The 22,587-nt window shown below is 56.3% G+C and carries 16 protein-coding genes and 1 other RNA gene; 10 read left to right on the top strand and 7 right to left on the bottom strand.

Features of this window, described 5'->3' with window-relative positions; genetic code table 11:
- Window positions 1-18: 18 nt before the first annotated feature.
- The 4 genes from B5D61_RS10255 to dusB all read right to left on the bottom strand — a co-directional run bounded on the left by B5D61_RS10255 (window position 19) and on the right by dusB (window position 7,167).
- Window positions 19-1,980, bottom strand: coding sequence for a sulfatase (locus tag B5D61_RS10255; protein WP_078813283.1), 1,962 nt, complete (start codon window positions 1,978-1,980; stop codon window positions 19-21).
- 13 nt (window positions 1,981-1,993) lie between these two features.
- Window positions 1,994-3,442 (bottom strand): DUF1501 domain-containing protein, encoded by a 1,449-nt coding sequence (locus B5D61_RS10250; RefSeq protein ID WP_078813282.1) that lies wholly within the window; start codon window positions 3,440-3,442, stop codon window positions 1,994-1,996.
- Between the two features lie 17 nt (window positions 3,443-3,459).
- Window positions 3,460-5,877 carry a DUF1549 domain-containing protein gene (locus B5D61_RS10245; RefSeq protein WP_217698957.1) on the bottom strand — a complete coding sequence of 806 codons (2,418 nt, stop codon included), beginning with the start codon at window positions 5,875-5,877 and terminating at the stop codon, window positions 3,460-3,462.
- 258 nt (window positions 5,878-6,135) lie between these two features.
- Window positions 6,136-7,167, bottom strand: coding sequence for a tRNA dihydrouridine synthase DusB (gene dusB / locus B5D61_RS10240; protein WP_078813280.1), 1,032 nt, complete (start codon window positions 7,165-7,167; stop codon window positions 6,136-6,138).
- Window positions 7,168-7,252: 85 nt separating this feature from the next.
- Between dusB and B5D61_RS10235 the strand changes: the two genes are divergently transcribed.
- A complete protein-coding gene (locus B5D61_RS10235) occupies window positions 7,253-8,710 on the top strand; it encodes a hypothetical protein (RefSeq protein WP_078813279.1) in 1,458 nt (485 codons plus the stop codon).
- An 86-nt stretch (window positions 8,711-8,796) separates the two neighbouring features.
- Here the strand turns inward: B5D61_RS10235 and cobA are convergent, their stop codons facing one another.
- Together cobA and ffs are read right to left on the bottom strand one after the other, a co-directional pair.
- Complete coding sequence (gene cobA / locus B5D61_RS10230) at window positions 8,797-10,326, bottom strand: uroporphyrinogen-III C-methyltransferase (protein ID WP_078813278.1); 1,530 nt, start codon at window positions 10,324-10,326, stop codon at window positions 8,797-8,799.
- 78 nt (window positions 10,327-10,404) lie between these two features.
- Window positions 10,405-10,499: signal recognition particle sRNA small type (gene ffs / locus B5D61_RS10225), an RNA gene on the bottom strand.
- Between the two features lie 160 nt (window positions 10,500-10,659).
- On the opposite strand from ffs, the gene B5D61_RS10220 reads away from it, so the two are divergent.
- The 8 genes from B5D61_RS10220 (at window position 10,660) to B5D61_RS10185 (ending at window position 20,419) form a co-directional block, all read left to right on the top strand.
- Window positions 10,660-11,757 (top strand): coiled-coil domain-containing protein, encoded by a 1,098-nt coding sequence (locus B5D61_RS10220; protein WP_078813277.1) that lies wholly within the window; start codon window positions 10,660-10,662, stop codon window positions 11,755-11,757.
- 53 nt (window positions 11,758-11,810) lie between these two features.
- Window positions 11,811-12,596 carry a hypothetical protein gene (locus tag B5D61_RS10215; RefSeq protein WP_078813276.1) on the top strand — a complete coding sequence of 262 codons (786 nt, stop codon included), beginning with the start codon at window positions 11,811-11,813 and terminating at the stop codon, window positions 12,594-12,596.
- A 27-nt stretch (window positions 12,597-12,623) separates the two neighbouring features.
- Entirely contained in the window at window positions 12,624-12,827 is a 204-nt protein-coding gene (locus B5D61_RS10210; protein ID WP_078813275.1) for a hypothetical protein, read from the top strand.
- A gap of 172 nt (window positions 12,828-12,999) precedes the next feature.
- Window positions 13,000-14,226 (top strand): radical SAM/SPASM domain-containing protein, encoded by a 1,227-nt coding sequence (locus B5D61_RS10205; protein ID WP_078813274.1) that lies wholly within the window; start codon window positions 13,000-13,002, stop codon window positions 14,224-14,226.
- A gap of 56 nt (window positions 14,227-14,282) precedes the next feature.
- Window positions 14,283-14,927, top strand: a complete 645-nt coding sequence (locus B5D61_RS10200; protein ID WP_078813273.1) for an NAD(P)H-dependent oxidoreductase — start codon at window positions 14,283-14,285, stop codon at window positions 14,925-14,927.
- 373 nt (window positions 14,928-15,300) lie between these two features.
- Window positions 15,301-18,663: a 3-keto-alpha-glucoside-1,2-lyase-like domain-containing protein gene (locus tag B5D61_RS10195; protein ID WP_078813272.1), complete on the top strand. Its 3,363-nt coding sequence runs from the start codon at window positions 15,301-15,303 to the stop codon at window positions 18,661-18,663.
- A gap of 252 nt (window positions 18,664-18,915) precedes the next feature.
- Complete coding sequence (locus B5D61_RS10190) at window positions 18,916-19,740, top strand: GNAT family acetyltransferase (RefSeq protein WP_078813271.1); 825 nt, start codon at window positions 18,916-18,918, stop codon at window positions 19,738-19,740.
- Between the two features lie 97 nt (window positions 19,741-19,837).
- On the top strand, window positions 19,838-20,419 hold the full coding sequence (locus B5D61_RS10185; RefSeq protein WP_078813270.1) for a hypothetical protein: 582 nt from the start codon (window positions 19,838-19,840) through the stop codon (window positions 20,417-20,419).
- Between the two features lie 68 nt (window positions 20,420-20,487).
- Here the strand turns inward: B5D61_RS10185 and fabV are convergent, their stop codons facing one another.
- Window positions 20,488-21,678, bottom strand: a complete 1,191-nt coding sequence (gene fabV, locus B5D61_RS10180; RefSeq protein ID WP_078813269.1) for an enoyl-ACP reductase FabV — start codon at window positions 21,676-21,678, stop codon at window positions 20,488-20,490.
- Between the two features lie 115 nt (window positions 21,679-21,793).
- On the opposite strand from fabV, the gene B5D61_RS10175 reads away from it, so the two are divergent.
- Window positions 21,794-22,561: a class I SAM-dependent methyltransferase gene (locus B5D61_RS10175; RefSeq protein ID WP_078813268.1), complete on the top strand. Its 768-nt coding sequence runs from the start codon at window positions 21,794-21,796 to the stop codon at window positions 22,559-22,561.
- The last annotated feature ends 26 nt before the right edge of the window (window positions 22,562-22,587 follow it).

The raw sequence follows: 22,587 nt of genomic DNA, 5'->3' as shown, positions 1-22,587 counted from the left end.
AAACTGGGGGGGAGAAAATTAAGGTTGAATGGCGAAGTTCCAAGACGCGGTGGCTTGTCCGCTGGCTTGGGATTCGAGAGCGAGTGATTCAATCTCCACAGGCTCCTTTTCAGCAGGCAGGTAGAGCCGAAACGCGACCAATTTACCTTTCACAGGGATGTTCACTTTGATGTCTTGCCAGGCTTCACCCGCAGGTAATTCATAGTCCACAGACTGGATGCCTTCTTCATAGGTCGCCTGTCCGGCGGTGCGCCAGTGGAGACGCCCCTGGCCGCCTACCGCACTGCGCGCCCGCAAATGCAGCACCGAGGGACCCGACACCTTGGATTGCACCGAGGCGTGCCCCAAGAAAGGCTTTTTCCCCTGCCCTTCGATAAGCACATAGCCCTTCTTTAGCGTAGCTTTACTCGCCTTCGGCACGAGACCTCGCATGGGATCAGCCGCTATCTTCGCATTGACTCGCGGTGTGTAAGCCGGGTTGGGTTTCGGGATCAGTGCTCCAGTATCAGCGAGATAACCCTCCAGCAGAGCCTCCAGTTCAGCCACTTTGCCCGGCATCTGAGCCGCGAGGTTGTTGGTTTCTCCGAGATCTTCCTTCAGGTTATACAGTTCCCGAGGTACTCCTTCGCCGAACCACCGAATCAGCTTAAAATCGCCATGGCAGACGGTGGCCCCTCCCTCATTCGGGCGATAGGGGAAATAATTGAAAAAGGCGGTTCGCTCAAGCATACCCTGCCCCGTCAACACAGGAGCTAAGCTCACGCCGTCCAGCTTCTGCTCTGGAGGTCGAGCCACGCCCGTTAATTCCAGGATGGTGGGATAGATATCAATGTGTCCGACAAGGCTGTCTTCATTCACCGTGGGAGCGAACCGCTTGCCCCATGACCAGATCATGGGCACGCGAGTCCCCCCCTCATACAGAGAGCTTTTCCCTTCACGCAGCGGCGTGTTATCCGTCGGAGGACGGTCCCCGGCCCATTTGCGCCAATCGGCCAAGAACTCGCTTTTGAACTTCTCGGCTTTCTCCGTCTTCGCCGTGGAAGGAACATTGCTGTGTGTATTACCGCCGTTATCGGAATAGAAAATGACAATCGTGTTTTCTGTTAAACCCAACTGATCCAGCTCATCCATGATCTTGCCAAAACACTCGTCCACGCTTCTCAGCATGGAAGCCATGATGGGATTCCCCTGAACCCCCCGAGGATCGGTCTTTTTGGCAAACTCCTCTGTATATTCTTTTTTATGTCCCCATGGACCATGCACGCCATAGCACCAGAGATTTAGGAAAAAGGGTTGATCCTTACTTTCACGAATGAACTTCACCGCTTCTGCGGCCTGACGATCCACGATGTATTCGCCCTCGGGTCCATCCGTAATAGTGCCCACCTTGATCTTGGCATTGGGGTTCCCCTCAGGAATCACCCCATACGGTGAAAAGTATTCCCCCGGGGGCCCGGGATCCGGCGCACAATGAAAAGCCACATCGAACCCCTGCTTCTCAGGCCGATGTTCAGCCATCAGACCCAGATGCCATTTACCAATGTGCGCGGTGCGATAGCCTGCGCCGTGAAGAGCCTCTGCGAGAGTCACCTCGGAGAGGTCCAGGTAGTTCTTACTCTCAGGAACCAGCATCGGCTGATTCGGCGCTGCCGTCTCTGGCATGAATTGATGTCCAGGCGGTTGAGGTGGCCGATGCCCACTGGCGGTCAAAATCCCATGTCGAGGGGTATGTTTGCCCGAGAGAATCGAGGCCCGTGTCGGTGAACAGAGAGGCTGTGCATAGGCTCGAGTGAAACGCACCCCACGTGTGGCAAAACGGTCGATGTTCGGCGTTTCATAATACTTGGAGCCATAGACGCCACTATCCATCCAGCCCATGTCATCTGCGAGGAACAGAACGACATTCGGTTTCTCTGCGGTAGCCGCCGACACTAGGCTCAGGCCAAAGAACCAAGAAAGACAAAAGAGAATCTGTTTCATAAGCGATTGATCGTTAGGCGAAGAGTTCAGCAACGGCCTTTCCTTGACCGTCTTCGGTGACGTAAAAGGGGCGACCTTCAATGGTGTATTCCGTCTTGGGACTGATCCCCATGGCCGTCATGATCGTGGCGTGGAGGTCCATGACGGTGACCGGATTCTTTACAGCGATGAGAGGTCGCTCATCGGCGGTTTCTCCATACACAAAACCTTTCTTCGTGCCGCCACCAAACATCACGACGCTGGTGCCTCCGGTGAAGTGACGATGTAAACCATAGTGCTTCATCTCCTCCAACCGATCGACCTTGAACGTGGCCTGATCACCCGCATTCGAACCAGGCTTCCCTTCCATAATGGCATCCCGACTAAACTCACTGGCCACGATGACCAGGGTGCGCTCCAGAAGCCCCCGATCCTCCAGATCACGCACTAACGTAGCAATGGGCAGATCGATCTCTTTATGCAAAGCATCCACGGTGGTGTGACCATCCTTATGCGTATCCCACTGAAAGAAGGGCACGTATTCCGTGGTCACTTCGACAAAACGCACCCCAGCCTCCACCAAACGGCGCGCTAGCAGGCATCCACGCCCAAAACGACCGGTATCATAGTTAGCATAGCTCTCCTTCGGCTCTAAGCTGATATCGAAAGCCTCGCGCTCCTTCGAACTCAAAAGGCGATAAGCGTTATCCATGCTACGAATCATGGACTGCTGCTGATAATCACTCATGAAGTCTCGCTCAGGAGCTTGATCCAAAAGCTTGCGAAACAACTTATCCCGATTGCTAAAGCGACCTCCGTCCATGCCCTTGGGAGGTTTCACCGAAGCCGCTGCTTCCTCTGGATAGGGAAGGTTCATCGGCCCATATTCACTGCCAAAGAAACCCGCCGTGGTGAAGGCCTTCAACTCCTCACTCTCTCCGACTCCCTCCAGCCTTTGGCCAACGTTCACGAACGCGGGCATCACCGAGTTGCGCGGGCCGAGGACCTTGGCCATCCACGATCCGATATGCGGACAGGCCACCGTTTGCGGCGGCACATAACCCGTATGCCAATGATACTGATGGCGGCTGTGCAAGATGCTGCCGAGATCCGGCTGCACAGCACTGCGAATTAACGTGGCTCGGTCCATCACCTGCGCGATGTTTTCCAAGCCCTGACAGATTTTTAGACCATCGACTGGGGTATCAATCGCCGGAAAAGTGCTAAGCATCTTCGACACCTCCAGCCCTTTTTCAAAAGGCACGTAGCGTTTGGGATCGAAAGTCTCCGGCGCAGCCATACCGCCCGCCATCCAAAGCAGGATACAAGCATCGGCCTTGGCTTGAGGATGCTGCAGGGGCGAGGCCCGCAGCATGCGTGGCTCACCAGTCATCCAGGCAGCTGTCGCTGCCGCAGCAAGCTGCTTGATAAAATCTCGCCTCACGATGAATTCGGGAGCCTTGATATCGAATATCGTTTTCATAAACCAGACGATGAGGGTTAACGCACAAACATGAATTCAGGCTGCATGACGACAGCCCACAACAAGTCCTGGACCGCAGCGGGCTCCAACGAGGTTCCGATGACTTCCAACGCCACCTGCTGTTCCTCAGGAGAAGGATCACGGGACAAGGCTTGGCGGTAGATCCAACGGACCAGGTCCTCAGGCACATTCCAGTCTCGCTCAGTCAAAGTTTGTGCCCCCGAGGCCAGAGCCGCAGTTAAAGAGTCCCCATTCGAAAGATCGAGAGCCTCTAAGGTCGTGATGCCATTGGGCCGCATGGAGACGATTTGGTCTCGATTGGGTCGCCCGAGTGAACGCATCAAAAAGTCACTCTTCAGCAAACTGGCGCGCACCATCAAATGCCCGCTACGAGCTCCTTGTGAGAGCAAGCCGGGGCCCTGGGCTTGCAGAGCTTTTTGCCAACTTCCTACCGCTTTCACCGGCACTGCGGGCTTCCAGCCCTTTGGCGCTACCGCACCTAGACGCCCCTCCTTGCCTTCGGGCACTTTGGGATTCCACTCCCAGGTTTCATCACTCTGGATGATTTGCTCTTGTCCATCGGCCAGCTTCAGCCTTGCCTCAAAATATAGCCCGGCCGGATTGGGTCCCTTTCCAGCATTCGACGCCACCACTACGATGTTGTTTTGCCCAACCACGAGTTTGTCATGGAGAGGAATCGCCACGATCTGCTCCCAATTTTCACTGGCCGTGACCTTACGACCATTCACATAGAGGGTGAAGCCGTTGTCGCAGGTCATGATGGTGGGAGCGGCAGCCACGGTCTGATCCAATGTCACGATCTTACGCAGGAGAATCCTTTCTCCTGCCGGAGGAGCTTGCCCATTGAGGGCGGAATCTCCCCAAATCCACATCCCTTGGAGTCTCACCTTCCGCGCCAATTCAGGGTCCGGCTTCCCACGAAAAACAGCCGCGTCCATCTTGTTGGGAGCGGCACCAGTCAGCCGCCACACTCCATCCATGAACTGCTCCGCCGTGAGCCTCTTCGGTCTCACACCTCTGAAGATGTAAGGGGCATCTTCAGCCGCCGCCGTCACTGCTTCGGCCTGAGATTGATAAAGCTCCGAGCTGGCGATCAATTCCAGAGTCTTCTTCACATCATAGCCATTCTCTTGAAAATGGTGGGCTAGATAATCCAGCAGATCGGCATTCCAGGGAGCAGTCTCCATCGCATCCAAAGGATGCACGATGCCGCGCCCCATCAATCGATGCCACAAACGATTCACCAACGTGCGAGTGAAGCGACCATTCTCTGGATGAGTCATGAGTCTAGCCAGTTGTTTGAGACGCTCAGGGCGGTCAGCAGCCGCGTCCACCTGCCCCAGTTCAGGGAAGAGCCAAGCCGCCTTGGCCTGCCGTCCCACTGGTTTGTCGCAGCGGTGGATCTCCAGCGGCTTCTCCGCATAGATGGCGGCAAGCCCATAGGCCTCATCCAGCTTCCATCGGTCAATGAAGCTGTCATGACAGGAAGCGCACTTCAGATTGATGCCCAGAAAGGATTGCCCCAGGCTTTGCGCAAACTGAATCTCCACCGTCTGCCCGGCACTGACTTCCCCGCGCCATTTGATGCCATCAATGAATCCGCGGCTCTCATCGGTAGGCGGCGCAATCAGCTCTTGCACAAACTGGTCATACTTCTTGTTACTCACCAGAGCCTCATAGAGCCACTTGCTGATCTGTTTACGTCCGCCCGTGATGAAACCCGTGCCGCCGTAGTCATTACGCAACAGATCATTCCAAAAGGTCAGCCAATGCTCGGCATAATCCACATCTCTGTCGAGGAGACGCTGGATCAACTTTTCTCGTTTATCCGGTGCCGTATCAGCTAGAAAATCGCCTACCTCGTCCGGAGTCGGCAGCAGACCAATCAGATCCAAACTGGCCCGACGAAGAAAAGCTCCATCATCCAATAAAGCGGGGCGTGGAACCTCGTGTTGGTGCCAGTAAGCCTGCACCAGTCGGTCCACCGGGTTTTCCGTACCTTCCTGAGCTGGAGGCAGCATGACCTTGCGTGGCTTCAGAGGAGGTTCATAAGCCGGTTTTTTGAAGGCAAAGCCCGCTTCCCATGGAAGTCCTTCCGCAACCCACTGTTTTAAAATGGCCACTTCTTCACGGTCAAGCCCCGGCCCTTTGGGTGGCATGCGAAGATCTTCATCCTGGGTCTCGACCGCCCGCAAAAGCGCGCTGGCCTGAGGCTTTTCCAGATCCACCACCGCTCCGTTTTCGCCCCCGGCTAGAAGAGCTTCTCGATCATTCATGGAGAAGCCTCCCTTTTTCTTCTCCCCTGCATGGCACTCGGCACAATGCTTGCGCAACAACGGCACCACCTGATGGGCAAAGTCTACCCCTGCCAGTGCGGGACTAGCCAATAAAACATAAATGCACAGAGATCTCATCAGGAGAACACAGGTTGCGGTATTGGACGGTCTGATGGGCAATACGGATGGAGACAGGCCAATCACTCCTGCGAAACGAAGCCTCATCAAAAATGCATCAGCAAAAACTGTGTCGGATTTGGCAATCCATGGCCTACACAGAATTTTAAGAGACGAGAAGGCTTACGCCCGGCAAACGCCTGTCCCAAGTTTCTGCTCAAGGCATGAAACTAAAGCTTCGCCTTTTACGCCTCGCCCGGCATTAGGAATGCCTTCGCCTCAGTTGGCCTCAGTGACCACATCATCCGCATCGGATTCCTGGGAAACCAAGCCTCGCTGCTGATGCGTCTGGTAGTCCGCCAGGATATCATCCATCTCCATGAGGCTGGCGATTTGGCCGAAGCGGCCGCGCAGGTATTTCCCGCCCGGGATGCTGCGGGTGTAACTCATGAGGCGAGAGCGCATGGAGCGGATCACCTCAAACTCCCCCCCACGCTTGCTGCGGGAGATCGCCAGCTCACAATGACGGCGCATGAGGGCGAAGCGCTGCTCCACCGTGGCTGGGGTGGCATGCTGCCCTGTGGTGAGGTAGTGGCGAGCTTCTTGAAAGACCCAGGGATTGGCCATGGCGGCCCGACCAATCATGATGCCGCGAACATTGGTCTGTGCCCGACGCACCTCGACATCCAGACCGCTGGCTACATCGCCGTTCCCGATCACGGGTATCTTGACTGCATCCGCCACCTGACCAATGACTTCCCAGTCCGCCAGACCGGTATAACCCTGCGCACGAGTGCGGCCATGCACGGTGATGGCCTGAATGCCGCAGTCCTCCAGAATACGGGCCACCTCCACGGCGTTGATGTTCTGAGCATCCCAGCCGATGCGCATCTTCGCCGTTACCGGGATGGGCACTGCCTTAGCCACTTCACGGGCCACACTGGCTAGGAGAGGGCAGTTTTTTAGCAAGGAGGAGCCGCCGTTTTTCGACACCACTTTATTCACGGGGCAGCCAAAGTTGATGTCGATGAAGTCGGGCTGCTTCCAATCGATGATCTTACGCGCCGCCTCGCCCATGCGCACGCCATCGGCGCCAAAGAGCTGCACACCGAGCGGGCGCTGGCCATCGTCAAAGTCGGTGTAATGCCGGGTGCGGTCATCCCTTTGGAGGATACCTTCGGCACTGACAAACTCAGTCACGAGCACATCCGCGCCCAACTCCTTGCAGATACCCCGGAAAGTCACGTCGGTGACACCGGCCATGGGGGCGAGATAGAGAGGAAAGTGTTCGCTGTGCAGCCAGGAGAGCATCAGGCAAAATACGCCCTCTTGGGCATGTGGGCAAGGTTCGTGCTTGCTCTTCTGATATTTATGGTTTGAAATGATATCTAAGAAAATGGATTGTAGCCTGCCACTTTACATTGATACTTCCGATCCCCCTCCCATTCAGGTGGGTCGGCCGGAGAAGGTCGTTTGGAGCAACAAGATTCCCGATGCTGAGATGGAGAAAGTGGCTGCCGATGAAGAAATTAGGCGATTCTGCGAGCAGGCCTTCGTCTCGCCTGAGTCCGCGCGGTCAGGCGCAAAAGCCTTGCTCGAAGTTTTTAATGATACAGATCTATGGCTGGCGAATCTGGTGCAGCCTTCCTACCTCGTCGCCGAGCTTCGCCAGCAGTGTGACATCCTAACCCAGGCCCTGATCACGCAGTGGACCCGTGAGGGGGATCTGACGAAGCTCACTCATCTGGCCAATGCCCTCATGGCGGCTGATCCGCCGGTTCTGTCCCATGTGGCGGGCCAGACGATGGCCGCCCTCGCAGGCTTGCTTGGCATCAAATGCCCCGCCCAGGCCCCGACGTGGTTGAAAGCCTCCCTTCCTCTGCTCAGTGATTCGACTGATCAGGCCTTATTACGAGAATCGACGCTGTGGGTGCGTGTGGGTCAGCTTTTAGCCGATGCCTTGCCTGAAGATCAGCGGCTATGGAACCGCAGGCTGCGTGAGCCAAATGAAGCCTGGGACTGGACCACCCCCGAGTCCTTGGATGCGCTGGAGCGTCTCATGCCAGTGTTGGAGAAAGCGGGAGATCTTTTACCCGTGTTCAAAGCCGTCATCCCCGTCTGCTGGTGGGAGATGTGGCTGATGCAGCGGCAGAGCCATGACATCAAACCTGCGTCGACAAAGCGGAGCCCAAGAGAATGGCTGAAATTCGGTAGCGGCATCGTCTTCACCATCCTCGCGATTGGGTGGTTGGGCAGGGAGCCTGCGGAGTTGATCATCGCCGAGGATAAAGCGGAACCTCCCCTCTCTTTTTATCAAGTCAATCGAGAGGAAGTGCCTGTTACCGAAGCAAGGTCCTCTGCCAGTTCAGTTCTTACAGCCTCGCCCTCAACCTCATCCGATCCGGCCTCACGGTCCGTCAGCCCCCTGCCAGTGCCGGATGTAAGGGAGTCCCGGACGAAGGCGGCGGAAAAAATCGCTGCTCAAATGCCCGAAATCACACGGCTGCACAAGCTGGTGAAAATGGCCACCCTGCGTGAGTCCGTCCCTCTGGTGCAGGGGCAGAACACCATGGCCGCAGCGGGCACTCGGCAGTATCGGGCCTTGCTACGCTGGCTGATGCTGGACCCACCGACTGACCCCGCCGTGCAGGACGCCGTGTCCAGAGCCAGCGCCCGCGTGCTGAGCACTCAGGAGCTCTATGAGACCCTGCGGCTCTGCCTGGCACCCGATTCGCCCAATTTAGCGCCGGCTCGCAAATGTGCCTCTCTGCTGCTGGAGTTGGGAGCCGAGAATCTCAACGCCCGGCAGAGGTCTGAAATCACGGCCATGATGGATGCCAGTGCGGCTCGATAGGTCGCAGGTCGCAACCCGCCGGAGCGGGCACACAGGCCTAACGGAATGAGTGACAGCCTAGGCACATCCCCTCCCGAGGTTACGGCTTACGCCAGCGCCTTCTGCACTGCTTCCACGAGCCCCGGAATGGTGCTGGTTTCGGCTTCGAGATCCACTTTCAGGCCGTGCTTACGGACGGCATCGGAAGTGATAGGACCGATGCTGGCAATCTGGATGCCTTCGGGTAGAGCCACTTTCAGATCCATGAAACAATCCACCGTGCTGGCGCTGGTGAAGGTGATGAGGTCCGCCCCTTCATTCACCAGTCGGGCGATGGCTTCCAGGTTATCATCCTTTTCAGGCACCGTGCGGTAAGCGATGGCTTCATCCACAATCGCGCCCAGGCCGGTCAATTCATTGGCGATCACCTCACGGGTCTCTTCACCGCGCACCCACAGAACACTGACGTTTTCCAGGCTTTGATAATCCTTCAGGGCTGCCACCAGTCCTTCGGCGACGAAGTTTTTCTCCGGCATCATATCCACAGCTAGATGCTGCTCCTTCACCTTTTCCGCAGTGCCGGGTCCGATGACGGCGATGCGTGCGCCACCGATGCTGCGGATGTCTTTGTAAAGCTTGTAAAACATCTTGAAGAATGCATCGACGCCGTTGGGACTGGTGAAGACGATCCATTCGTAATTGTGGCAATCCTGCACCAGTTCCCCGAAGGCCATGAGGTTCTGGGGTTCCTCAATGCGGATGGTGGGCAACTCAATCACGTCGGCTCCGAGTTGACGCAGTTGTTTGCTCAGTCCGCCTACCTGTTGGCGAGTGCGGGTGACGACGATGCGTTTGCCAAACAAGGGGCGACTTTCAAACCAGTTGATGTTTTTGCGTTCAGTCACCACATCTCCGACCACGGCCACAGCGGGAGCTTTAAAGCCAGTCTCTTTGACCCGCTCGGCCATGGTGCCCAGCGTGGCGATGAGTGTCTGCTGACGGCCATGCGTAGCCCAGCGCACGAGAGCCATCGGGGTGTCAGGACTGGCACCATTTTCGATGAATTTCCCGGTGATTTCCCCCATGCGCTCCACGCCCATGAGAAACACCTTAGTGCCATCGGCCTTGGCTAGCTTGGCGTAATCGAGGCTGGTTTCCTCTTTCGTGGGGTCTTCGTGGCCGGTGAAAATGGTAAGCTGGCTGCAGTGATCCCGATGTGTGACCGGAATGCCCGCATAGGCGGGGCCGGCAATGGCACTGGTGATGCCTGGAACGATCTCAAAGGCGACACCTGCCTCAGCGAGCTCTGTGGCTTCCTCGGCACCCCGGCCAAACAGAACGGGATCACCACCTTTCAGTCGAGTGACCACCTTGCCCTCGCGGGTGAGTTTCACGATCAGTTCATTGATCTTGTCCTGAGTCAGGGTGTGGTCCTTGGCCTTTTTACCCACATAGATTTTTTCCGTGCCAGGCTTGGCATGGCGAAGCAACTCGGGATTGCACAGATAATCATACACCAGCACGTCTGCGGCTTCAATGCACTCCTTACCCTTCAGAGTCAGCAAACCAGGATCGCCGGGACCGGCACCAACAAGGTAACAGATGCCTGGGGAGGAAGGAGCAGAGGACTTGGACATGAGCGTGTGAGCCGCTTATTGTGGCGAGTCCGCCGCGTCTCGCAACCTTCCGCTCAAATCGTGGAGCAGAGAAAGTGTAAGTGTCAGGGAGCCGCAGCATGGACAGGCATGCTGCCGTTGCTTCCGTCAGGACCTGGCGGGGTTCACAAGCTGGACATCCACGGCCCCTGACATGGTCTGCTTAAATCACAGATGCCAAGACCTCAAGCGGCAAAACCATTCTATCGAAGATAAAAATCATGCGAAATGAGGGCTTATGAAAAATGGTGTTGTCGAAAAAGCGCGGATTCGGTAGAAGACGGTGCTTAATTCATATTTCCCACCTTCAAAATCATGCTCTGGAAGATCCTCTCAGCCATCTCAGCAGCCTGCCTCGCAGGAGCCGCCTACTTCGCGTGGTCGAATCAGGCTGCGCTTGAACATGAGCGCACCCGTTTCGCTGCGGCCAATGCAAACATGAAGGCTGCTCAAGAGCGCAAAGTCGATGGCGAAGCTGCTCTTAAAGACAAGCAGGAGCTCCTGGCAACGACCCAAAAGGAACTGGATGCCTCCAAGGAAGAAGTGGTGAAATTTGCTGCTGAAGCCCAGGAAAAAGAAGCCTCTCTGGCAGTGATCAAAGGCAATCTGGATCAGGTGACCGCCCAGGTGACCTCGGTGGAAAAGCAGATCGAAGATGCTGGCGATATCGAGAACCTCGTGGCTCAGATCGAAAAACTGAAAAAAGATCAGCTCGATGCTCAAGGTTCTGTGGCCAATCAAAACCAGCGCGTGGCCGCTGCTAAGGAGCAGCTCGAATACGTGAACACTCAAATCACCAAGCTACGCGAAGCTGAAGCTCTGGGCCGTCGCGGTATCGTGGCTCCAGACTTCACCGCCCGTGTGGCCCAGTATTTCCCCGAGTGGGACTTCGCCATTCTGAACAAGGGTAACTCCCAAGGCGTGTTTGCCAATGCCGACCTGGAAGTGAAGCGTGGCCAGCAGGTGATCGCCAAGCTGAAGGTGCGTAATGTGGAGCAATTCGGCTCCATCGCTGATCTCGTTCCAGGCTCCCTGGAAGAAGGCAATGCCATCCGCTCCGGCGACCTTGTCGTCGCTGCCGCCAAACAGAGCGTGGAAGATGAGAAGAAAACTTCCTCCACCTCCTCCGCTCCAGCGACGACTCCTGATGCAACTGCCCCCGGTGCCCCTGCAGGTGGCATGAGCGATCCTTTCGGTGGAACTCCTGCTCCAGCCCCCATGACTTCCGATCCCTTCGGTGCTCCCGCAGCGCCAGCCGCTCCTGCGGGTGGCATGAGTGATCCGTTTGGCGCTCCAGCCGCCCCTGCGGGTGGTGCCCCGATGACTGAAGATCCTTTCGGCTCGGCTCCCGCGCCAGCTCCAGCGCCTGCCGGTGGTGCCTCGATGACTTCCGATCCCTTCGGTTCCAACTGAGATCTGTTGAGCTTTCAGATCTACCCGACTCTTAATTTCTTTCCTGTTTCCCAATGACCAAAGTTCTTTTCATCCTCAGCGCCGTGGTGATGCTCGTGGCTACGTTCTTCGCTTATCAGAACGGGCGTTCCTTCGCGCAGATTCGTGATTCCGTCACGGCGACCAACGTCAAGGTGCAAAGCGAGTTGAACGCGGCGAATGCCATCGTCGCTCAAGTGACCAAAACCGCCAACGATGCCGACGCTGTCAAACAAGAAGTCGATATCGAAAACGAGAAGATCAAATCCCAGAAGCTGAAAATCGCTCAGGCTGACAACGACGCCAAACGCGCTCAGGAAGAGCTGGATGATCGCAACAAGAAGCTGGCCGAGCTGAAGGTCAAACTCGACAAGCTGCCCAAAGGTGTGAAGCCTGAGACGCTGGTCGAAGACATCAACAACATCAAGAAGACCATCGCGGAATCTCAGGCTGAAACGGAAGCCAAGAAAAAAGAGGTGGAATCCGAAGAGGGTAAAGTGGCTGATGCCCGCAAGGGTTTGGATGATCTGGTGCGTAAGATCGAAGACCGCAAGAAGTCCTTCGACCGCAACAGTCTGATGGCCCAAGTCGTGGCGGTAAATCCAGATTGGGGTTTTGTCATCGTGAATGCTGGTCAGAGCAAAGGCATCACCGAGGCCACCAAGCTCCTCGTTGTCCGTGGCACGCAGACGGTGGGTAAGCTGAGCATCGTCTCCGTGCAGGGTGAGCGCACTATCGCTAATATCCTCCCTGACACCCTGGGTTCGGGCATGCAGATCGCTCCTGGTGATCGCGTGATCCTGGAAAATCTGTATCAGTAAGCCTAAAACGAGCGTAGAATGAGCGTTATGTCCCCCCGTCTCCTTCTCCAGACCCTCCTTGCCCTTTTGACCGCTCAGGTCCTCATCTCCTGTGCTTCTGACGATGGTCACCGTAAACGTCGCGAGCGCGTGCCGCCTCCCACCGTGGGTGACAGCAGCCTGCCATGGAACCGTCCGCCGAAGTGGGAAGGTAACGCCAAGTATGGCTCCATGATGCCCGGCAGCCGCTGAGGTCGAGTGGACTCGACTGGTTCGATGAATCTTTAGAAAACAAAAGGCAGTCTGAAAAAGGCTGCCTTTTGTTTTGCACAGATGCGTGAGATTCTGGAGGCTCCCGCCACGTTCCTTTCGTTCTTCTTTCTGGCTCTGCCCTTTCTTGGTCCGCTCGTAAGTAAGCTATCTCATGATTTTTTCTCTGACCTCTCGCATGCTGCGCACGGTGGATCCTGGCTGTCTGGCCAAGATCGCCTGGAATTTTGGCTATAAGGGGGCTCGCTCCGTGTTGCTCTTCAAAAAACGCATGGAGCAAGGCGTGTATTTCCCGCCCTTCCTCTACATTTCCATCCTCAATTCCTGCAACCTCCGCTGCCAAGGCTGCTGGGTGGATGTGGATAAACCGAGAGAGGCCATCAATCTCGATGAGTTGAATAAGATCGTGAACGATGCCAAGCGGCATGGGAATGCCTTCTTTGGATTGTTGGGTGGAGAGCCCTTCATGCATCCCGAGCTGCTGGACCTGCTGGCCATGCACCCGGATTGTTATTTCCAGGTCTTCACCAATGGGCAGCTCATCACCGCCAAGACCGCCGAGGCCCTGCGTAAAATCGGCAATGCCACCCCGCTCGTCAGCGTGGAAGGGAACAGTACGGTCAGCGACCAACGCCGAGGGAATAAAGATGTGCTGAATCGCACCCTGCGCGGCCTGCAAAACTGCCTGGATGCCAAGCTCATGACGGGCGTGGCTACCAGCCTCTGCCAGACGAATATCAACGATCTGCTGACCCGTGAGTGGCTCCAGAAGCTCATTGATATGGGCGTGCACTACACGTGGTATCATACCTACCGTCCCGTGGGGCCGAAGATCAACGAACAGCTCGCTCTGACACCGGAGCAGATCACGGAGGTGCGCCGCTTCGTCACAAGCATGCGTGCCGAGATGCCGATCGCGATTGTGGATGCCTATTACGATCATCAAGGCAAGGCCCTGTGCCCGATGGCCACAGGCATCAGCCACCACATCGGGCCGACAGGTGGGCTGGAGCCTTGTCCGATCATCCAATTCGCTACGGAAAACGTGCGCACAGATCGTGACATCTACGACGTCTTCACAGGCTCCGGTTTCCTCAAAGACTTCCGCGAAACAGCCGCCAAACATACCCGTGGCTGCATCGTTCTGGAGCGGCCAGATCTGGTGAAGGAGTTGGCCCTCAAACATGGTGCCAAAGACACCACCATTCGCCAGACCGCCCTCGCTGAAGTCGAAGCCATGAAACCGCGCACCAGCCAATGGCGTGAAGAGGAGGAGATCCCTGAAAAGCACTGGATGTATAAGCTGGCGAAACGCTTCTTTTACCATGACTTCGGCGTCTATCAGCAGCTTGATCCCCAAGCGCATTCGCCGAAGGCTTGAACGGCTCAATGGATTGCTCCATTGACCTCTGACATAGGATTGACCTGATATTATCCATGACCACTCCCTCTGATCTGATCTCGGCTTTGAATTGGCGCTATGCGTGCAAGGTTTTTGACCCCTCCAAAAAGATCCCTGCGGAGACTTGGGCTGCCTTGGAGGAATCTCTGGTGCTCACGCCTTCCAGTTTCGGCATGCAGCCTTGGAAGTTCCTCGTCATTCAGGACCCTGAATTGCGGGAGCAACTTGTGCCTCACGCTTGGCGGCAGAGGCAGGTCGCAGATGCCTCGCACTTGGTTGTGATGGCCGTGCCTACCGCGATGTCGGAAGCTCACATTGATGCTAACATCCTGCGCATGACGGAAGTGCGTGGAGGGACAGCTGACGCGCTGATGGGATTCCGTAAAATGGTCGCTGGATTTCGTGAGGGCCTGGAGGCTAAGGGCGAGTTGCAACAGTGGGCGAAGTTACAGGCCTACATCGCCCTCGGTCAGTTCATGCTCGCCGCCGCCATGCTCGGCATCGATACCTGTCCGATGGAGGGATTTGTGCCCGAGAAGTTCGATGAAGTGTTGGGGCTTTCCGCCCAGGGTTTGACGGCTGCGGTGTTGTGCCCGGCAGGGTACCGCCACGAAGATGATCGCTACGCGGTGCTGCCGAAGGTGCGCTTCACGGCAGCAGATGTCATCGTGCATCGTTGAAGATACGTTGTTGGTTAGGTTGAGATGTCGCTTGGCGGTGATGTTAGAGGGGTCAAATCCCCTGCGTGCCTGCCGAAAAGTGATGCGGGCACTCCTGCCCGCATGGGCGTTGAAGTCCGAGCGAGGTGTCGGTTGAGGAAACGTCTCTAAGGAAAGAGTCTTGGAGGCCTTCGGCGTGGAGCGCGTGAAGGGGGTCTCTTGGCCTTCGATTGCGGCCAGGAGTGGCCGCATCACTTGGGCTTCTGGGGCCTTCGAATGATCGATTGCGAGATCCGACACATCTTTTGCTGTCTTATTTCGTGAAAGAAACGCGTTTTCATGTGCTCGCAGTTTCGGCTGCGTGCCCCCCCCGACTCGACCACCCGGATTCGCCATGAAATTCACTTTGTTATTCGCCACCCTCCTTTCGACTGCCTGGCTCACCGCCGCGCAGGCTGAGGAGGGTTTTCGTTCTCTCTTCAATGGAAAAGACCTCTCAGGATGGGATGGAAATCCCGAACTCTGGAGGGTGGAAGAGGGATGCATCACCGGTGAGACGACCGGTCCTGAGCAGCTTAGCTACAATCAGTTCCTGGTCTGGCGTGGAGGCGAAGTGAAAAACTTTGAGTTGCGGATCAAGGCCAAGGTCACCGGCAATAACACAGGCATTCAATACCGGAGCAAAGCGCTGCCAGAAGTCGGCAAATGGTCCATTGGGGGGTATCAGTGCGATATCCACCCAGCCGCGCCTAACAATGCCATGGTGTATGAGGAGCGCGGGCGTGGCATCATCTGCCAAAACGGTCAGAGCGTGGTCATCGATGAACAAGGCGGCAAGTGGCTGGTGGCGGAGCGTGATCCGGTGGCGGCGGATGTGGCGGAGTGGAATGAATACACCGTCATCGCTCAAGGAAATCATCTGATCCACAAACTGAATGGCAAGGTGACGATTGATCTGGTGGATCATGAGCCTAAGGCCATGGCGCTTTCGGGTTTGCTGGCGTTCCAGATCCACCGGGGCCCAGCAATGAGGGTGCAGATCAAGGAGGTGATGTTCAAAGAGCTGCCCGAGGGAGGCTTAATCCCGTTTGCGAAAACCGACATTCCTAACGATGCGCAGAAGATCGAGAAACCTGCCCCTGCTAAGAAGGCACCTGCAGGACCCAAAGCAGCGAAGGGGAAACCCGCTCCTGCGAAGGGAACTCCAGCCAAGGCCAAAGCCGCCGCGAAAGCGAAGCGACCCGATTCAGTGGGACCCGCCATTGGAGAGAATAAGGCGACACCCGTGGACCGTATTAAAGCGCCCAAAGACTTTAAGGTGGAATTGCTCTACTCGGTTCCAGGGGGTGAGCAGGGCTCCTGGGTGGCCCTGTGTGCGGATGATAAAGGCCGCATCTACGCCAGCGATCAGTATGGCGATCTTTACCGGTTTTCCCCTCCGGCTGCAGGTCAGCCCTTGAAGGAGCAGGACATTGTTAAAGTGCCGGTCAACGTGCGGGCGATCAACGGCATGGTCTTTGCCTTCGGAGCCCTGTATGCCGGTGTGAATGACTACGAGCAAAAGATGCAGAGCGGTCTCTACCGCATCAGCGACACGAATGCGGACGATCTGCTCGACAAGGTGGAGTTGTTACGCGCGTTTGATTCCAAGAGCGATCACGGCGTACACGCCGTGGTGCCATCTCCCGATGGCAAGTCACTCTTCTTAATCACTGGGAACAACGCGGTGCTGGCCGAAGGTCCTGAAGCGGGCACCCCGGATACATCTCCGGTGCGCAAAGTCTGGGGTGATGATCATTTGCTTCCACGCATGCCAGATGGCCGTGGGCACAATCGCCACGTCTTAGCTCCCGGTGGCATCGTCTATCGTGTCACACCCGATGGTCAAACCTTCGAAATCTTCGCCTCAGGCTTCCGCAACATCTATGACGGGGCCTTCAATCAGGATGGTGAACTCTTCACCTACGATGCGGACATGGAGTATGATTTTAATACCCCGTGGTATCGCCCGACTCGCGTGAATCATGTCGTCAGCGGCGGTGAGTATGGTTGGCGTAACGGTGCGGGTAAGTATCCCGAGTTTTATGCGGATAGCCTTCCTGCCACTTTGAATATCGGCCCCGGTTCTCCTACGGGCGTGGCCTTTGGATACGGGGCGAAGTTTCCCGCCAAATACCAAGAGGCTTTTTACATCATGGACTGGAGCTGGGGGAAACTCTATGCCGTGCATCTCCAGCCGGATGGCGCCAGCTATAAAGCCACGAAGGAGGACTTCATCACAGGGGCTCCACTGCCTCTGACGGATATGGTGGTGAATCCACAAGATGGAGCCCTGTATTTCGCGATTGGGGGGCGACGCGTGCAATCGGGTCTTTATCGAGTCACCTATGTGGGGACTGAAGACACCAGCCCTGTCGTTAGAGCTGCGATGGTTTCCAATGAACGTGAACTGCGTCATGAACTAGAGGCTTTCCATGGCAAATCGGATCCTAAAGCCGTTGATTTTGCTTGGCCGCATTTGAACCACGCCGATCGCTTCATCCGCAGCGCAGCCCGAGTGGCGATCGAGCATCAACCTGTGGCTAAGTGGAAGGACAAAGCGTTGGAAGAAACGGATGCAGGGCGTCAGCTCGAAGCTCTGTTAGCCCTGGCTCGTCTGACGGGCCTCTGCCCAAGTCACCGTGCCGAAAATGCCTCCGTGGATGCCACGATGCGTGATGCTCTGCTGGCTGCCCTGCTGAAGCTCGACTGGGCCAAGCTGACTCCTGATCAGCGTCTCACCTACGTTCGGGTGACTCAGATCGTGCTTCACCGATTTGGCAATCCAGACGACGCGACCGTCCAGGCTCTAATCGCTAAACTCGATCCCGCTTTCCCTGCACCTAACTTTGAGTTGAACTGGCTGCTGTGTGAGACTCTTTGCTATCTTCAGGCACCTCATGCAGCGGCTAAAGGCATGGCTCTCATTGCTCAGGCTGAAAGCCAAGAGCCGCAGATGGAATATGCTCGCAGCCTGCGCATGCTGAAGGCCGGCTGGACACCAGAACTGCGGAAGGTTCAGTTGGAGTGGTTCTTGAAAGCTGCCAATTACAAAGGAGGAGCGAGCTTTGACAAATTCATCGAGTTCATCCGCAATGATAGCCTTGCCACCTTCACGGAGGCGGAGAAAACCGAGCATGCGGAGCTGATCGCGAAGAAACCCGAGCGTAAGTCGGCGATTGAAAACGTCGGTGCCATGTTCCTGGGGCGCACACCGACGATGTGGACGCTGGACGAATTGAGCAAAGCGGCTGAAACCGGCATGACCGGACGCAGCTTCGACAATGGTCGTAAGATGTTCGGTGCGGCAGGTTGCTTCGCCTGCCACCGTTTTGGCAATGCCGGAGGGATGACGGGCCCGGATTTGACGGGTTCTGGAGGTCGCTACAGCCCGCATGATCTGCTGGATCAGATCATCAATCCGAGCAAGGAAATCAATGAGCAGTTCGCTCCGATCTTGGTGACCAAAAATAATGGAGAGATCCTCACCGGCGTGGTGGTGAATCTCAGCGGCGATGGCGTTACTCTCAACACCGATGCCAGCGATCCGAATCAGCGCGTGAATGTGGATCGTAAAGAGGTGAAAAGCATTGAACTCAGCAAGGTGTCTCCTATGCCGCCGATGCTGCTGGCCATGCTGAAGAAGGAGGAAATCCTCGATCTCCTCGCCTATGTGCTCAGTGGCGGCGACTCTGGCAACGCGATGTTTAAAAAATAAAGATGCTGAGTCATCGATAATCTGACCTGAAGCGTCCGACACTCCATCCCAGGTAAACCTGGATGTTCCACACCCTAGGAACTCCAGGTTTTCTGCTTGTAGAAGCTAGAGTATTTTAAATGCTAACCGCGCTTTTGCTCATTACGGTAGGCATCAATGCAGTGTCCCGACTCCTTACGGCTAGCTACGGCGGCATAGCCTTGCACCCATCTTCTACAATACCCAATTCAATCCTATCGATTCGGCTAAGCCATGAGTGCGACCACCATCCACCGGTTTGATCCCACCCTCCATCGAGAAGGTATCATTCGCCTATGGCAGTCCGTTTTGGGTTATCAGAGCGCCCACAACGAGCCCAATCTCGTCATCGACCAGAAGCTAGCGCTCAACGATGGCTTGTTCTTCGCGGCCACCTGTGAAGGCCAGGTCATTGGCAGCATCATGGCCGGCTACGACGGCCATCGCGGCTGGCTTTATTCGCTCGCGGTCGCTCCTGAGCATCGACATCGTCGTCTCGGCACCGAGCTTGTTCTCGCCGCCGAGAAGGCCTTGATCCAGCGCGGTTGCTTGAAGATCAATCTCCAGATCCAAGAAGGTAACGAAAGCGTCCAAGCGTTCTATGCTAGCCTCGGCTATGACGTCGAAGTGCGTGTGAGTATGGGGAAAAGGATCCCCCCGGCGGCTTCGCGGCACAGAGCCCTAGCTGACATCGGTGGCCTGATTGAAGTCACCCCCGCCGACGAGATTTGGATCAAGACATCCGACCAATCGACCACCTACCTCAACGACCTCACCCCGTTTATTCTCCAGGTCACACAGTGGCTTCAAGACGGACAGCTCTTCTACGGGCTATGCGGTCCTGTCGTCAGTGGCCCCGAGAGGTATCAGGGACTCTTGTGCAGTCTAATCGTTCGGATTGATGGGTGCGACTGGAGACAGGAAAGCCGGAGTGCTGCCAACTTCAAAGTCGGCCCGAAACCTGCCCATCGAAATCATAGTTTTGCTTTGGGCCACCCGGGAGGAACCCTGATCGATGGATATCCCGTGATTGGAAGATACGGCAGTACAAGAGACTAAACCGGGGGTGAGTAACGCTAAGTCTCTCTAATCAAGGCACCCAGAAGTCTTTGCAGGACATTGCTCTTTTTAGATTTTCGAGCTATCTGCTCGTTAGATGATTCGTCCCAAAGTCACCCCCACCTGGAAGCTGGAACGTTTCGGGCGCCGCCTTCTTATAAGCATCGGGCTGATCGTTCTCGGGCTCATTTTAACCGTTGCTGGCTTACACATTTCGCTCTTACGCAGGACACCACCGAGTCCTGTGATGACGGATACTCAGATAGAGTTTCTCAAGTTAAGCCCGTGGCCGCTCTTTTGTGCGGCCCGCCGTTATGAAGAACTGCCCCAGACGCATATCCTGCGTCAACTCCCCCGCTATCAGGCGATTGCACTTCTGAGCTTTCACTTCCGCCTCGCTCCCGAAGCGTATGCAAAGACCCTAGCTCGACATGTGCCCTTCAGGATCAAGCACGGACATTCCGACTGTGCCGCAGGTTTGGAGAAAGCCGCCCAACTCCATTTCAAATCCTCCGTCGCTGACATCCCCATGGACGGGTTCAAACGACTAATCCGATATGCAGAAAAGCCCATGAAGTTTCCACTCGTAACGAGTTCCCACACGACCTTGTCCGAAGATGAAAAACGGGAGATGAGGAGGAATGATGACGCTTTAACCGAAGCTGCATTTGATCCGTAGTGCCCAAAAACAAAACCCCAAGCTCGAGACAACGCTCAAGCTTGGGGTCAAATCAGTGAGGGCAACGATTAACCCAAGGAAGGGATCGCCACGACAGGGTTGGTATCAGCAGCGTAATCAACGCCTTCCAGACCGAAGCCGAAGAGGCGCAGGAAGCTGGCTTGATAGCCGGCAAAGTCACCGTATTCGCTGAGATTGTCGGTATTCACTTCCGTCCAGCGCTGGCCCACCAGGGATTGCACACCGGCTTCCATTTCCCAGTCATCCACGCGGATACGACCGGCTTCATCGGGCTGCGGATTGCCATTGTAGAGGCGGTCGCGGAAAAGGCGATCCATCTGCTCAATGGTGTCCTCGTGCGTGCCCTGAGCCTTCATCACCTTGTAAAGGAGGGAGATGTAAAGGGGCACCACAGGGATGGCGGAGCTGGCTTGGGTCACCAGAGCCTTGTTCACAGACACCCAGGCTTTGCCATTCAGCGGAGCCAGCTTGGCATCCAGGGCCCGCTGCACACGCTCCAGGTCTTCCTTAGCCTTGCCAATGGTGCCGTTCTTATAGATCGGCCAAGTCACTTCAGGCCCGATGTAGGAGTAGGAGACCGTCTGCACACCTGGGGCCAGCACATTGGCCGCCTGCAGGGCATCCATCCACATTTCCCAGTCCTCCCCACCCATCACGGCGACGGTCTGCGGGATGTCATCGCCTTGAGCAGGCTCGATGGACACCTCGTTGACCACACCCGTGGTGGTGTTGAGGTTTTTGTTCGTGTAGGTCTCGCCGATCGGCTTGAGCACAGATTTATAAACTTCGCCGGTTTTCGGATCGGTGCGGCGTGGGGACGCCAAGCTGTAGATCACGCAATCCACTTGGCCCAGGTCAGCCTTGATCGCTTCGATCACTTCCGCCTTCACTGCATCGGAGAAAGCATCGCCATTGAAGGAACGGGCATACAGCCCCTCCGCCTGAGCGGCTTTTTCAAAAGCAGCGGTGTTATACCAGCCTGCTGTGGCGGTGCGGTCTTCCTCACCAGCACGCTCAAAGAACACGCCCATCGTCGAAGCGCCAGCGCCGAAAGCGGCGGCAATACGAGAGGAGAGGCCGTAACCGGTGGAGGAACCGATGACCAAGACCTTCTTTGGGCCATTGGGGATGAGGCCACGGCTTTTCACCACGGCGATTTGTTCTGCCACGTGCTTGGCGCAGCCTTCAGGGTGGGCAGTGGTGCAGATGAATCCTCGGATCTTGGGTGCTACGATCATAGTCGGTCTCATGCGGTAATGTGGGTGGGGCCGCTGGCAACTGATTTCATTCGCTCAATTCGCCCATCCCACGCATCTATTCCCTCGCCATCACCACCCCTCTTTTCTAGATTTTATGGTCACTAGCCCCTCTCCCAGCCCCGAATCTCGGTTCTCCAGCCGAGTGGAAAATTACATCCGCTACCGCCCCAGCTATCCACCGCAGGTGATTCAACTGCTCCTAAGCGAAGCCTCCCTAGATCGGTCCAGCCGCGTGGCCGACATCGGCTCCGGCACGGGCATCTTCACCCAGATGCTGCTTGCTGCTGGCTGCACCGTCTTCGGTGTGGAGCCCAATGCTGACATGCGAGCTGCTGCCGAGCGATTGCTCGGAAGAAACCCGCGCTTCATCAGCATCGGTGCCCCCGCGCAGGCCACGACTCTGGAGGATCACACTGTGGACCTCATCACCGCCGCCCAAGCCTTTCATTGGTTTGATACCCCAGAGACTCGGCAGGAATTTCCCCGCATCCTCTCCCCTCAAGGACATATCGCCCTTATCTGGAACAAGCGCGAGCTGGACACCACGCCCTTTCTCCGTGCCTATGAGCAACTCCTGCTCACCTACGGCACTGACTACGCCCGTGTCCGGCACGAGAACATCGATGATGCCCGCTTGGCGCAATTTTTCCCGGAGGGGTATTCCACGCACGAGTTTGCCAATGCGCAAATCTTCGATTTCGATGGCCTCCGAGGGCGCTTGCTTTCCTCATCGTATGCGCCGGAGGCTGGGCATCCTCACTATCCGGCCATGTTGACCGCTCTACGAGAGCTCTTTGACACCCATCAGGCGAATGGGACCGTCACCTTCGCTTACACGACCCGTGTGTATCTGGGGAGTTGAAGACAGCTCCCCTTGCCCTCCCGAAT

Source organism: Prosthecobacter debontii, assembly GCF_900167535.1.
In the GTDB taxonomy this organism is placed as follows: Bacteria; Verrucomicrobiota; Verrucomicrobiia; order Verrucomicrobiales; family Verrucomicrobiaceae; genus Prosthecobacter; species Prosthecobacter debontii.
This window is presented reverse-complemented; position numbering and strand designations above follow the sequence as displayed.

What these genes read in the sequence shown, in the direction of transcription:
- B5D61_RS10210 (WP_078813275.1), top strand. Translation starts at nt 12,624, where the DNA reads ATGTCCCCCCGTCTCCTTCTCCAGACCCTCCTTGCCCTTTTGACCGCT.
- fabV (WP_078813269.1), bottom strand. Translation starts at nt 21,678, where the DNA reads ATGATCGTAGCACCCAAGATCCGAGGATTCATCTGCACCACTGCCCAC.
- B5D61_RS10175 (WP_078813268.1), top strand. Translation starts at nt 21,794, where the DNA reads ATGGTCACTAGCCCCTCTCCCAGCCCCGAATCTCGGTTCTCCAGCCGA.
- B5D61_RS10220 (WP_078813277.1), top strand. Translation starts at nt 10,660, where the DNA reads ATGCTCTGGAAGATCCTCTCAGCCATCTCAGCAGCCTGCCTCGCAGGA.
- B5D61_RS10235 (WP_078813279.1), top strand. Translation starts at nt 7,253, where the DNA reads ATGGATTGTAGCCTGCCACTTTACATTGATACTTCCGATCCCCCTCCC.
- B5D61_RS10185 (WP_078813270.1), top strand. Translation starts at nt 19,838, where the DNA reads ATGATTCGTCCCAAAGTCACCCCCACCTGGAAGCTGGAACGTTTCGGG.
- dusB (WP_078813280.1), bottom strand. Translation starts at nt 7,167, where the DNA reads ATGCTCTCCTGGCTGCACAGCGAACACTTTCCTCTCTATCTCGCCCCC.
- B5D61_RS10255 (WP_078813283.1), bottom strand. Translation starts at nt 1,980, where the DNA reads ATGAAACAGATTCTCTTTTGTCTTTCTTGGTTCTTTGGCCTGAGCCTA.
- B5D61_RS10245 (WP_217698957.1), bottom strand. Translation starts at nt 5,877, where the DNA reads ATGAGATCTCTGTGCATTTATGTTTTATTGGCTAGTCCCGCACTGGCA.
- cobA (WP_078813278.1), bottom strand. Translation starts at nt 10,326, where the DNA reads ATGTCCAAGTCCTCTGCTCCTTCCTCCCCAGGCATCTGTTACCTTGTT.
- B5D61_RS10190 (WP_078813271.1), top strand. Translation starts at nt 18,916, where the DNA reads ATGAGTGCGACCACCATCCACCGGTTTGATCCCACCCTCCATCGAGAA.
- B5D61_RS10250 (WP_078813282.1), bottom strand. Translation starts at nt 3,442, where the DNA reads ATGAAAACGATATTCGATATCAAGGCTCCCGAATTCATCGTGAGGCGA.
- B5D61_RS10195 (WP_078813272.1), top strand. Translation starts at nt 15,301, where the DNA reads ATGAAATTCACTTTGTTATTCGCCACCCTCCTTTCGACTGCCTGGCTC.
- B5D61_RS10205 (WP_078813274.1), top strand. Translation starts at nt 13,000, where the DNA reads ATGATTTTTTCTCTGACCTCTCGCATGCTGCGCACGGTGGATCCTGGC.
- B5D61_RS10215 (WP_078813276.1), top strand. Translation starts at nt 11,811, where the DNA reads ATGACCAAAGTTCTTTTCATCCTCAGCGCCGTGGTGATGCTCGTGGCT.
- B5D61_RS10200 (WP_078813273.1), top strand. Translation starts at nt 14,283, where the DNA reads ATGACCACTCCCTCTGATCTGATCTCGGCTTTGAATTGGCGCTATGCG.